This window comes from Tepidibacter hydrothermalis, assembly GCF_029542625.1.
In the GTDB taxonomy this organism is placed as follows: Bacteria; Bacillota; Clostridia; order Peptostreptococcales; family Peptostreptococcaceae; genus Tepidibacter_A; species Tepidibacter_A hydrothermalis.
In genome coordinates, this window is the sequence record NZ_CP120733.1 from 1,912,214 (window position 1) to 1,925,969 (window position 13,756).

Sequence of the window (13,756 nt, forward strand, 5' to 3'; positions counted from 1 at the left end):
GTCTACCTCTCCTTTATATTATGTCTTATACTATTTTCATCCCAAAGCTAAGAGTTCTAAGTCTCCATCCTATTAAGACTGAAGATAAGAACTCTACAGCTTCTGAATTAGTTTACCTACAGTTCACTTATACATCTAAAATTTCAATCAAAGTAAAGAACCATATGAATTAAATTTTACTTTATTTAATTAAAAAGCTTGTTCTGTTCTCTCTATTATTTCATCTTGTAATGATTTGCTTAAGTTGTGGAAATGATCACTATATCCCGCAACTCTAACTATTAAATCCTTATATTCTTCTGGATTGTTTTGAGCATCTATCAATAATTGTCTATCTACTACGTTAAACTGAATATGATGTCCATCCATAACAAAATAAGATTTAACTAACGCAGCCATATTCTCAAGACCTTCATCTCCAGCAACAACTGACGGAGTGAATTTTTGATTCAACAAAGTTCCACCTGTTCTTAAATGATCCATCTTAGCTGCTGATTTTACCACAGATGTTGGTCCATTTATATCTGCTCCTTTAGCAGGAGATATACCTTCTGATAAAGGCTTATTAGCTAGTCTTCCATTAGCACTAGCACCCATTACTTCTCCAAAATAAACATGACACGTAGTAGGAAGCATATTTATTCTATAATATCCGCCCTTCATATTCTTTCTGTCTGTAACCTCATTATGGAATGCATTAAATGCATCTAACATTAATTCATCTGCATAATCATCGTCATTTCCATATTTAGGAGTTTTATTTAAAACAATATTATGAATTTGCTCATATCCTTTAAAATCATTGTCTAGAGCTTCCATTAACTCATTCATGCTAAATTTCTTTTTGTCATATACATTATATTTTATAGCAGATAAACAGTCAGTTATAGTTCCGATACCTACTCCTTGAATATAATTTGTATTATATCTAGCTCCGCCAGCATTATAGTCTTTAGCCTTCTTAATACAATCACTAACTACTATAGATAAAAATGGAGATGGCATGTTCTTAGCATAAATACTCTCTATTACATTATTTCCTCTGATCTTTATTTCTACAAAATGATGTAATTGCTGTTTAAATGCTTCAAATAACTCTTCATAACTTTTGAAATCTTCAGCTTTTCCTGTTTTTATACCAAGTTGTTTGCCTGATATTTTATCATATCCATCATTAAGAGTTAATTCTAATATCTTAGGTAAATTCATATAACCAGTTAGAATATAAGCTTCTTTTCCATACGCACCAGTTTCAACACAACCACTAGTACCACCTTCTCTAGCATCTTCTATGCTTTTTCCAGCATTAAGTAACTCTTGTATTATAGCATCTGTATTGTAAAAAGCAGGTTGACCCCATCCTTTTCTAGATATCTCACAAGCTCTCTTTAAAAACTTATGAGGAGTTTTTTTACTTATTTGAACATTAGAACTAGGTTGTAAAAGCTTCATTTCATCCATAGTATCTAATATTAAATAACTCACTTCATTTATACCATCATGTCCATCAGATGTAACTCCACCAGTATTTATATTAGCAAAATCAGTATATGTTCCACTTTCCTTTAGTGTTATACCTACTTTCGGAGGTGCTGGTTGATTATTGAATTTAACCCACAGACACTCTAATAATTCCTTAGCATTATCAGAAGTTAATCTACCTTCTTCAATTTCCTTTACATAAAAAGGATTTAAATGTTGATCAAGTCTTCCTGGACTGAATGCATCCCATATATTTAATTCTGTTGTAACCCCAACATGAACAAACCAGTACATTTGAATAGCTTGATGGAATGTTTTAGGAGCATGAGCTGGAACAACTGCACAATTCTCAGCAATTGTAAGAAGATCCTTCTTTCTATTCTCATCTATCTCTTTACTTGCTAGCTCTTTTGCGTATTCAGAATAACGTTTTCCATAAATCATTATAGCATCGCAACAAATGCTCATAGCCTTAAGTTGACTTTCTTTTTCATATGCTTCTTTATCATTCATATAATCTATCTTAGATAAGGACTCTTCTATATCTTTTTTGAAATCTAAAAATCCTTTTTTATACATTTTACCATCTGCAACAGTATGACCTGGTCCTCTTTGCTCCATAAATTCAGTAAATATTCCATTTTCATAACAATTTAACCAATCAGGAGTCATATGATCATATATCATTTTTCTTATAGAACGATTCTCCCAGTATGGAATAATTTTTTCTTCTTGAATTTTTCTAGCTTCCTCATTTACCTTGAAAAATATTTTTTCTCTAGAATCCATAACCGTGAAATCTTCTAATGTATGACAACATAGTTCTGGAAAAGACGGAGATGATTGAGGTCCTTCTCCTTTTTCACCTACTATTAATTCATCTTCATTTATGCAAAGCGTTCTATTTTCCATAAAATATTTAAAAGCTAAAGCTCTAACAACTGGAACAGCTTCAGTACCGGCATATTTTTTATAAGCCTCAGTCATTAATGTTGCTCTTTCTATTGAAATATGCGGCTCAGCACTCATACTTTGTTCTCTAAGTTTTTTTACTCTTTCATTCATACCTCTTCTCATTATACTAACCCCCTATTTTAACTTTAAAGTTATATTTTTCAAACATATTTTTAATTTCTTCTAACCTTTCATCAGATGGTTTAGACATTAATTCATCCTCATAATTCATATCTAATCTTTTATATTTGTCTTTACCTATTTCATGATAAGGCAATAGATTCACATTACTTATATTCAAATTTTTTATAAATTTAAGCATATTCTCAATATTTTCATCATCACAGTTAATACCTTGTATTAATGGTACTCTAAGATTTATATTAGCCCCTCTTTCAGATAACATAACTAAATTATCCAATATAAGTTTATTCGGCTTTCCTACATATTTTTCATGTTTTTGTGAATTCATTAACTTAATATCGTATAAAAAAAGATCTACATGTTCCATAATTCTTTCGTAACTTTCAAATGGTGCATATCCACAAGTATCAATAGCTACATGTATTCCTTTTCTATTACATCGCTTAACTACTTCTTCAACAAAGTCTATTTGACTCATTACCTCTCCACCAGATAAAGTAACTCCCCCTCCAGACTCCTCATAAAACACCTTGTCTTTTTCTATCTCTTTTAGAAGTTCATTCACACTATATTCTTTTCCTACAAGTTCTCTAGCATTATTAACACAAAAATCAATACAATTTTCACAATTGCTACAAATGCTATAATCATTTATAACTTTATCTTCATTCATTTTTATACAATCATGAGGACACCTTTTTTCACACTCTCCACATTTACTACATTTTTCTTCATTATACATTATTTCACTATTATATCTTTGACTTTCAGGATTATGACACCAAATGCAAGTAAGTGGACATCCTTTAAAAAATACAGTTGTTCTAATACCTGGACCATCATGAACACAGTATTTTTGAATATTTATTATTTTACCTCTCTTCAATCAAACCATCTCCTTGACAAGTGAAGATAAAATTCAGATAAAACTCAGTTTCATCTGAATTTTAATTCTTTACTTATAAAAACATATATAAGCAGTTTCTTCATTTACCTCTACATTGAATTTTTTATTAGCTTCTACTATAAAAGTTTCATTCTTATTAAATTCTTTCCATTCATCACTATCAGGAAGCTTAACTAGCATTTTTCCACTTGTTACAGTCATAAATTCTTTTTTAGAAGTTGAAAATTCATATTTACCAACCGCCATAACTCCAATAGTTGCTGGCCCTTCGTTAGTTTCAAATGCAATAGATTTTACATTTCCATCAAAGTATTCATTAGTTTTAAACATCTAATCATCTCCTATTTTTTATAATTAATATGTATAATTTTCCTCTTCACAATTCGATTATACTACAAGTTTGTTATTTTTTCTATAATTTTTTTATATTTATGAAAGTTTTTTTTGAAAATGAATCCAAAGCCCTTTTGAATAGCTTCATCACAATATTATATGAAGTTTTTTTCATAATTATATCTTTATTTCACTATAATGATTATTTATATATTCTAAGTTGAAAATTCATTCTATTAAATTCTTAGTATATAAAAAAACAGCTTTCCTTTTGGAAAGCTGTTTTTCATTTATTAGTTTAATTGTACTTACACTTTAATTAATGCATATTTTCTACCTTATTGAATTCATCTATTATTTCTTTAGAAGGCTCATTATCCATCAAGCTAAATAAAATTATAGCTATTGTTGCCAATATAAATCCAGGTACGATCTCGTATACCTCAAAAATTCCACCTTGAATATGTTTCCATATTAAAACAGTAATTCCTCCTGTTAACATACCTGCTGATGCTCCCTTAGCAGTCATCCTTTTCCAGAATAGCGACATTATAACAACAGGTCCAAATGCTGCTCCAAATCCCGCCCAAGCATAAGATACTAAATCAAGAACAGAACTATTAGGATTAAGAGCTAATATATAAGATATTATAGCTATACCTATAACAGTCATTCTGCTTACCCAAACCAATTCCTTATCTGTAGCATCTTTTTTTATTAATGCTTTGTATATATCTTCAGTAAATGCAGATGCTGCAACTAAAAGCTGTGAATCTGCGGTACTCATAATAGCAGCCAAAATAGCAGCTAAAAATATCCCTGCAACTGCAGCTGGAAAAATAGAATTAACCATTAATATAAATACAGTTTCAGATTCAGGTCCTTGAAGATATTGAGTAAGATATACTCTACCTACCATACCTACAATGACAGCTGCACATAAACTTATAGCAACCCATACCATAGCTATTCTTCTTGCTTCCTTTATTTTTTTAGGAGAAGTTATAGCCATAAATCTTGCTAATATATGAGGTTGTCCAAAATATCCAAGTCCCCATGCTAACAGTGAAATTACAGATATAACTCCAATTGTATTTCCATCCATAGTAGTAAGGGGATTGAAAAATTCAGAATTTAAGTTTTTTATAGCGTTAAAAGTAATCTGTGCTCCTCCTAATTTAACAGTACCTGCAATTGGAACTGCAAGTATGGCAAAAAACATTAACATTCCTTGGAAAAAATCTGTCCAACTTACAGCCATAAATCCCCCTAAGAATGTATAAGATATAACAACAATAGTTCCTACAGTCAGTGCTGATATATAAGACATTCCAAATACTGTATTGAATAATTTTCCACCAGCTACAAGTCCAGATGACGTATATAATATAAAAAATATTAATATAAATATAGCCGAAACAGTTCTAAGAATTTTGCTCTTATCCCTAAATCTATTTTCAAAGTAAACCGACAATGTTATAGCATCACCTGCTACTTCAGTATATTGTCTCAACCTTTTAGCTATGAATTTCCAATTTATATATGTTCCCACAGCCAATCCTATAGCAATCCAAATCGACTCAAACCCTGATAAGTACGCATACCCTGGTAATCCCATAAGTAACCATCCACTCATATCAGATGCTTGAGAACTAAGTGCTGTTACCCAACTATTTAAGCCTCTTCCTCCTAAAACATAATCCGATAAATTTTCAGTTCTTTTGTAGAATATAAGTCCTATTGCTAACATACCAACTAAATAAACTCCAAAAGATATAAGTATACTTATATCCGGTGACATTTCAAAACCCTCCTCAATAATTTTTCTAAAAAGTCATTGTAAAATGAAACTCAATTCATAATAAGATTCTTTACTTTTTGGATAAATTCTTAATATAGACTTTTTAAATTCAAAATTTTCCATTAATTGCAAAAAGAGAAGCATATTTTTTTATATAATATAAACTCCGCTTCTCTTTTTGTATATAAATTATGCTTTTCTTTTTGTATGAAAATTTTGTATAAATAATATTATAACATTTTTCGACAAATTCTGATAGTTATTTTTTTATTATTCCATAATAAGTTAAGCATTTTTAACACTATTAATGCTAATAATAATTAAAAAGGAGTGTGATTTCATGCAATTTTATGATGTCATAAAAGAAAGAAAAAGCATTAAAAACTTTAAAAGTACCCCTATACAAAAAGATAAATTAGATAGAATTTTAACAGCGACTATAATGTCCCCTTCATGGAAAGATAATAAGTGCTTTAAGTTTATATTGGTAGATAATGAAAGTCAAAAGAAAGAATTATCAATGGCTGTTATGAATGATGTTAATAGTGCTTCTGCTTCTATTACACAAGCTCCTCTTGTTTCAGTTGTAGTTGCTGATCCTTCTAGTTCTGGATCTATTGATAATAAAGATTTATACCTAGTTGATAGCGGTATAGCCATGGAGCACCTAGTTCTTGCATGTACAAATGAAGGATATGGTACATGCTGGATAGCATCACTTGATGAAGATAAAATAAAAAGAACACTTGATATTCCAGATAAATATAGAGTTGTTGCTATGAGTCCAATAGGAGAATATTCTGATTATGATGATAATCAAAATAACAAACCTGCAACAGACGATTATGTATGTCTAAATAAATGGGATAGTCCATATACAAATATTCACTAAATAAAAAACTGCTTGCAATTTTATTGCTAGCAGTTTTTTTTATTATTACACTACTTTAACTTTACACATGGATAATTATTCCTAACATTATAATTTATATAATATCCTACAAATTCAGAGTTCATCATTTTTTCATATACACTTTTAGGTACGTTTGAATGTCTGTATATTTCTCCAGAATCAAATTCAATTTCTAACAGTTTATTTTCATAATCATATCCCAAAGAAAATATGTTTGATGAATTTATGTTGTTTCTTACCATTTTATCTCCCCCTAAATAATCCCATTGTTAACTTAATTATACTAAACTATCTTTGAAAAACATGCAAAAATTCGTTGTCGTATTTTATTTTTATTTATATAAAAATATTTATTCTAACGATTTCAGGTTGATACTTTCATTCACTTATTAATATTATCAACAAGTAAAAAATTTATACTATAAATTTCATGACATATAAAAAAGCGAGGTTAATCATATGTATACCCTCGCTTTTTTAACTACTTAGATTTATTTCTTTTTAATTTTTGTTTAAGTATATAATCCGCTATGTCTTTTATTTTTTTTTGTTCTTTTCTCATTTCTTCTATAGTAATTTTTCTCATTTTTAATTTTTTGTGGTGTTTAAGATTATTCATATAATCCCCTCTTTAATATTTAATAAAAAGTAAAACTCAAGCCTATACATTTTTATTTAAAAGTTTCACTTTATATTACTGTATGAATAAAATAATTAAAAATGATAAAATTTTATAATTTAATTTTAGAATATTTCTATTGTTGGATTCTTATCTTTATTAATCCTAATAGATATATTTACTTTTTTATTATTTTGATCTGATTCTACTCCAATAACCTTTCCATCTTTTAATAATTTTTTCATAATTGTATCATTTACTATAACACCATGTTTTTCAATACTATTCTTCCACACAGTGAACTTACATCCACTACTCCAATTAGTACAGTAAAAAGCCTTACTATTTTCTAAAATATCTCCATCGCAACAACCACACTTACCTAAAGAGTTTTCAATTTTTTTTCGTTTATTGCTTTTAGTTGATTTTTTACAATTCGGAATTGATGTGAATGAATTCATTAACTCTAAGTGGTTTCTAAGCCCCAATACCTTTTTAGTATTTTTCATAACATATGATTCAAGCTTTATCATATAATCCTCAGAACCTATTTCTCCATTAGCTACCATGGTTAATCCCTTCTCCCAACTTGCCGTAAGTTCCGGTTTAATTAACGAAGGTATTGATCTTATTATTATATTATAAATCATCTCTCCCATAGATGCTGGCGTTAATATTTGAGTTTTTTTATTCAATTTAATATATTTAATTTTCTGGAGCTTACTTAATATTTCAGATCTTGTAGCACTGGTTCCTATTCCACTACCTTTTATTTGCTCTCTTAACTCATCATCTTCTATTAATTTTCCTGCATTTTCCATAGCTAATATCATGGAACCTGAATTATACCTCTTAGGTGGAGTAGTTTCTGATTCTTTAATTCCAAGTTTATTAATTTTTACAACGGCTCCTTGTTTTAAAGTTTTAAGTGTTTCCATATTATCTTTGTTTGACTTTTTATCATTCTTGTCATAATCCATTATTTCTAAATATCCTTTTTCAATACATACCTTAGAAGATGTATAAAACCTCTCACCTTTTATACTAGTAGTTATTGATAATTTATTAAAAACTGCACAAGGATAAAATATAGCTAAAAACCTTCGTACAATAAGTAAAAATATACTTTTCTCAATATCATTTAACTTATTAAAATTACCTAAGCCTTGCCCTGTAGGTATAATAGCATAGTGATCAGTAATAGCCTTGTCATTTACATATTTTGTTTTTTCAAGACCCAAAAACAACTTATTATCATATACATTTTTAATAAAAGTATTAATAGGTTCATCTATATTTTCTAGATTGCAAGTGCTTTTTATATTTAAAAGACCTTTTATATTTTTGTCTATTTCTTTTGCAACTGCTTTTGATAAAACTCTAGCATCAGTTCTTGGATATGTAAGCATTTTCTTTTCATATAATCCTTGTACAATTTTTAGTGTCTCATCAGGACTTAATTTAAACTTTTTAGAACATTCATTTTGAATCTCTGCTAAATTGTAAAGCAATGGTGGATTTTTCTTTTCTTTTTTTCTTTTTACTTCTTCAATCTTTGCAATTAATTCATCATTATCTTCCTTAAGGTAATTAATAAATTTTTCAGCCTTTTCTTTTTCTTTAAATCCAATATCTTTAAATAGCAAATTGGACATATAATATTTGGATCCATCTACAGCTTTCCATTCTCCATCATAATCAAGACAATTTTCAAACTTAAAAGATGAGTTAATCTTATAATAAGGCGTTTTTATAAAATCTCTTATTTCTCTTTCTCTGTTCACAACCATACCAAGAACACAACTCATAACTCTACCAACTGCAATTACAGTATAATTAGTTCCTAAATAATCACTGATAGTTCTCCCATACATAAGAGTCAATAATCTCGAAAAATTTATTCCCATAAGATAATCCTCTTTTGCTCTTAAATATGCAGAATCTGATAATCTATCATATTCACTAAGTGGTTTTGCATTTTTTACACCTTTTCTAATTTCATCTTCAGTTTGAGAGTCTATCCATACCCTTTTTTTCACCTTATCTTTTATACCTACCATATCATCCACTAGTCTATATATATACTCCCCTTCACGCCCAGAGTCCGTACATACATATATAGTATCTATATCTTTTCTTTTCATTTGGCTTTTAACTATGTCAAACTGCTTTTTCACTCCAGATATAACCTCATACTTATATTTCTTTGGTAAAAAAGGTAAATCTTTAAGAACCCATTTTTTATATTTTATATCATATTTTTCAGGATAACTCATATTGACTAAGTGTCCTACACACCAAGTCACTACAGCCTTATCCGATTCCAAATATCCATTTTTCTTAGTTCCTTTAATATTCAGTGCTTTTGCAAATTCCATGGCAACACTAGGTTTTTCTGCTACAAATAGTGCTTTATTCATATTAATCAATCACCTACAATATAAAATTTTTTGAACAAAAATATCGAGCAAACAATATGCTCGATAGTCTTATATATTTTTAATTTTTAATATTAACTTTCTTTTATAATATTATAATCTATAATCCTTTTTTTTGCAAAATCATACTAATAGATAACCTTAACCATCTTGAAATTATAGAGTTTCACAGTTTTTATCTTTCAGCTAAGTTTTATTTGAGTCATTTTTAATTTTTTGTTTATATTCATACATTCTCTCATCAGCTATTTTTATTAATTTATTATATTTGTCTCCATCATAAGGAAATTTAGCTATACCATAGCTAAAACTACACAGGATATCGTTTTCTTCAAATTTTATATAATATCTTTTAAAATAATCAATTATATCTTCAAATTTTTTAATAAGACTTTCTAAATCAGTTTCGAAAAAAACTCCTACAAATTCATCTCCTCCAATCCTTGCTAATATATCGGAAGATCTAATTCGTTTCTTCAACGTAGAAGTAAATGTTCTAATAATCTCATCTCCAGCTAAATGTCCATAAGTATCATTTATAAGTTTTAAGCCATTCAAATCGAATAATACTAATAAAAATTCTTCATTATCCATAATAGATTTATTAATATATATATCAAGTATTTTTTCAAAATATCTTCTGTTATAAACATTTGTTAATTTATCATATCTAGATAAGTATACAGTTTCTTCATAAAGTGTATGTTTACCAATAGCTATAGCAATTTGATTTCTCATATATTCCATTAATTCTATATCAATTTCATCAAATGCATAATTATATTTACTGTCTATCCCTATTAAACCATATAATTGTCCATTTATTATTATAGGTGAGCTAATAGAAGATTTAACTTTAAATCCGTCTTCATTTTTTAAAATATTTGGACATTTTATACTAACCATTTTATCAAAATCATTAATAATAACTGTCTTATCCATTTTCCCAGATGTCTTATGCCATATAAATGAATCTTTCAATCTAAGCTTAAAATTTTCAGCATTTATTTGTTTATAACCTTTATGTGCCACAATTTTAAAATCTTCATTATCATCCAATATCAAAATAGAACCAATATGTGCATTCTGTATAGATTCAATTACCTTTTCTAATATTAAATTAAACAATTCTTTAATATCACTTGTTTCAGTTATAGAATAGCTTATTTCTAATATAGCATCCTTTATGTTTGATAGTTTATTTATTCTTTTTTCTGCATTCTTTCTTTCTGTGATATCCTCTATAACTCCAACTATTCCTTCTACTTCATCTTTCTGATTTATATATGGTGCTTTATTAAAAATAACATCATGTAATATACCATCTTTGCATTTAAGCTTAGATTTATATATATTTTTTTCTCTATTTTTAATTATATCAAGGTCTACATCATTATGAGTATCAGCAATTTCTTTTTGAATAATATCATAAACACTATGCCCAATGATATCTTCTTTTTTAAGCCCTAAGTACTCTACATGAGCAATATTAGAATATTTATATATACCATTTTTATCCTTATAAAATATGGGACTTGGTATATTATCAATAAGCATTTCAAGGAATTTATAATTTTCTTGAATTAATTCTTTATTTTTTTTACAATGAGTAATATCCTGAAACATCCCAATCATTTTAAATTTATTTTTATTATCATCATATATACTAATTGTAGTTGACCTTATATAAATTTCTTCTCCACTTGAATTTATTATTTTATATTCCATATTTTTTTCAATTCCATCTTCTATTGAGTTTTTAATGGATTCTATTACAAAATTTTTATAATTATCAGGAGTTAATATTTTAATAAAAAAATCTAAATCACCTTCATATTTTTCTTTATTTATATCAAGCATTTTGCATAATTTATCTGAAAAACAAATTTCATTTGATCTATAATTCCATTCCCAAGTACCTAGACCAGCTATTTCTTGAGCACATTTTCGAATTGCTTCTTTTTCCCTTAAAATAATCTTTTTTTTATTTTCAAAAAATCTTAATCTTTTTGGATTAAATAAACCTCTAATCCAATTAAATGAAAACATTTGTTTTCCCCCTCTATACTTATTATAAATTTACAATAAGTATATCAAATAATATATATTTTTTAAATCTTTGCATTAATACATCAAAAATTCTATTATATTTTACTAATCAAGTTCGTATATTTTCATTCCAAATGTTTTTTTAAATTCTTGTTTATATTTATACATACGCTTATCAGCAATTTTTACCAATTCATTATAACTGATACTATCATCTGGGAAACTAGCAATTCCATAGCTGAAACTGCAGGTAATACTATTTCCTTCAAATATTATTTTATTATTGTTAAAATACATTAATAAATCTTCAAATTTATTTTTTAAACTTTGTACATCCGTCCTCAAAAAAACTCCTACAAATTCATCTCCACCAAGTCTTGCTATAATATCATAAGAATGAATATTGCTGCTTAAAGTAGATGCAAACGTTTTAATAAATTTATCCCCAGCTAAATGACCATAATTATCGTTGACATATTTTAATCCATTTAAATCAAATACTACTAAACAAAATTCTTCTTTATATTTATTTGCTTTTTGAATATTAGTATAAATTAATTCTTCAAAATAATTTCGGTTGTAAATATCTGTTAACCTATCATATCTAGATAAATATATAGTCTCTTCATAAAATTTATGTTTACTAATAGAAATAGCAATTTGATTTCTTATATATTCCATTACTTCTAAGTCAATTTCATCAAAAGCATAATTGTTACGGCTGTCAACATTTATAAAACCATATAGTTTTCCACCTATAATAATAGGTGAACTAATTGATGATTGAACATTTAATTTTCCTTTATTTTCCAGAACATTAGGAAACTTTTTTTCAAGTATTTTATGAATATCATTAATAATAACTGCTTTTTCTATCGTCCCTTTAGTTTCATTCCATATAAATGTATCTCTTAAGTTTAGATTGTACTCCTTAGCTTTTTCTTTGTCATATCCTTTACATGCAGCAACTCTCAAATTTTCATACTTGTCTAAAGTCAATATACATGCTAGTTCTGCATTTTTCATCGCCTGAGTTATCTTGTCTAAAATAAGATTAAACAATTCATTAATATTATTTATTTCAGTTATAGAGTAACTGATTTCAAGCATTGCTTCCTTAATTTTTAATAATCTATTTATTCTTTTTTCAGTATTTTTACGCTCTGTAATATCTACCATAACCCCCACTATACCTTTAACTTTCCCCTTGTGATTTGTATAAGTGGCTTTATTAAAAATCACATTATGTAATATACCATCACTACATTTAAACTTAGATTCATATGTTTTCTTACCTTTATTTTCAATTAGTTCATTATCTATTTTACTATGATAGCGAACAATTTCTTTTGGCATAACATTATAAATATTGTGTCCAATAATCTCTTCTTTTTTAAGGCCTAAGTACTCCGTATGAGCAACATTAGAATATTTATATATACCATTTTCATCTTTATAAAATATAGGACTTGGAATTGTATCTATTAGCATTTCAAGAAATTTATAATTTTCTTGAAGTAATATTTCAGATTTCTTCCACTGAGTAATATCTTGAATTACACCAATCATTTTTATTTTATTTTTATTATCATCATATATAAAATCCCCATTTATTCTTATCCATTTTTCTTCTTTACTAGATGTCACTATTTTAAATTCTAACTTATTTATTTTTCCTACCTTTCTTGCTTTTTCAACCTCTTCTAGTACAATGTTTCTATACTCTGACTGAACATAACTTTGAATAATATGTTCAAAGCTTCCTAAGAATTTTTTATTATTTATGTCAAATACCTCATAAAATCCACCTAATATATAAATTTCATTTAACTTATAATCCCATTCCCATATACATATATCATCTATTTTTTTTATACATTTCAACCCAACTTTTCTTTCTTTTAAAAATTGTTCATTTTCTATGTCAATATTTCCCCCAAATAACAACATCTTTTCTCACCCCTTTAAAAAGCATGATATTCTCAAATCATTTATTATTTTAGTATATCAAATATTAGGTTTTTTTTGTACTTTTTGTCACAATTTAATGAAAATTTAAGTATTATTTTGAAATTTTAAAAATATATAAAAGAAAAAGAACTCCTCAATAATTTGA

10 protein-coding genes are annotated in these 13,756 nt (G+C 27.2%); 1 reads left to right on the top strand and 9 read right to left on the bottom strand.

Annotated elements, in window-relative coordinates; all coding sequences use genetic code 11:
- Window positions 1-189: 189 nt before the first annotated feature.
- From hypD to putP, 4 genes are all read right to left on the bottom strand, one after another.
- Window positions 190-2,559, bottom strand: a complete 2,370-nt coding sequence (gene hypD / locus P4S50_RS08750; RefSeq protein WP_277734454.1) for a trans-4-hydroxy-L-proline dehydratase — start codon at window positions 2,557-2,559, stop codon at window positions 190-192.
- 4 nt (window positions 2,560-2,563) lie between these two features.
- Window positions 2,564-3,466: a trans-4-hydroxy-L-proline dehydratase activase gene (locus P4S50_RS08755; RefSeq protein WP_277734455.1), complete on the bottom strand. Its 903-nt coding sequence runs from the start codon at window positions 3,464-3,466 to the stop codon at window positions 2,564-2,566.
- A 69-nt stretch (window positions 3,467-3,535) separates the two neighbouring features.
- Entirely contained in the window at window positions 3,536-3,817 is a 282-nt protein-coding gene (ppnP, locus tag P4S50_RS08760; RefSeq protein ID WP_277734456.1) for a pyrimidine/purine nucleoside phosphorylase, read from the bottom strand.
- 322 nt (window positions 3,818-4,139) lie between these two features.
- Complete coding sequence (putP, locus tag P4S50_RS08765) at window positions 4,140-5,621, bottom strand: sodium/proline symporter PutP (protein ID WP_277734457.1); 1,482 nt, start codon at window positions 5,619-5,621, stop codon at window positions 4,140-4,142.
- 340 nt (window positions 5,622-5,961) lie between these two features.
- Between putP and P4S50_RS08770 the strand changes: the two genes are divergently transcribed.
- Window positions 5,962-6,513, top strand: a complete 552-nt coding sequence (locus tag P4S50_RS08770; RefSeq protein WP_277734458.1) for a nitroreductase family protein — start codon at window positions 5,962-5,964, stop codon at window positions 6,511-6,513.
- A gap of 50 nt (window positions 6,514-6,563) precedes the next feature.
- Here the strand turns inward: P4S50_RS08770 and P4S50_RS08775 are convergent, their stop codons facing one another.
- The 5 genes from P4S50_RS08775 to P4S50_RS08795 all read right to left on the bottom strand — a co-directional run bounded on the left by P4S50_RS08775 (window position 6,564) and on the right by P4S50_RS08795 (window position 13,590).
- Window positions 6,564-6,776, bottom strand: coding sequence for a KTSC domain-containing protein (locus tag P4S50_RS08775; protein WP_277734459.1), 213 nt, complete (start codon window positions 6,774-6,776; stop codon window positions 6,564-6,566).
- Between the two features lie 239 nt (window positions 6,777-7,015).
- Window positions 7,016-7,153: a hypothetical protein gene (locus P4S50_RS08780; protein WP_277734460.1), complete on the bottom strand. Its 138-nt coding sequence runs from the start codon at window positions 7,151-7,153 to the stop codon at window positions 7,016-7,018.
- A 125-nt stretch (window positions 7,154-7,278) separates the two neighbouring features.
- Window positions 7,279-9,573, bottom strand: a complete 2,295-nt coding sequence (locus tag P4S50_RS08785; protein ID WP_277734461.1) for a DNA topoisomerase — start codon at window positions 9,571-9,573, stop codon at window positions 7,279-7,281.
- 204 nt (window positions 9,574-9,777) lie between these two features.
- Window positions 9,778-11,640 (bottom strand): sensor domain-containing diguanylate cyclase, encoded by a 1,863-nt coding sequence (locus P4S50_RS08790; RefSeq protein ID WP_277734463.1) that lies wholly within the window; start codon window positions 11,638-11,640, stop codon window positions 9,778-9,780.
- 105 nt (window positions 11,641-11,745) lie between these two features.
- Entirely contained in the window at window positions 11,746-13,590 is a 1,845-nt protein-coding gene (locus P4S50_RS08795) for a sensor domain-containing diguanylate cyclase (protein ID WP_277734465.1), read from the bottom strand.
- Window positions 13,591-13,756: the final 166 nt, after the last annotated feature.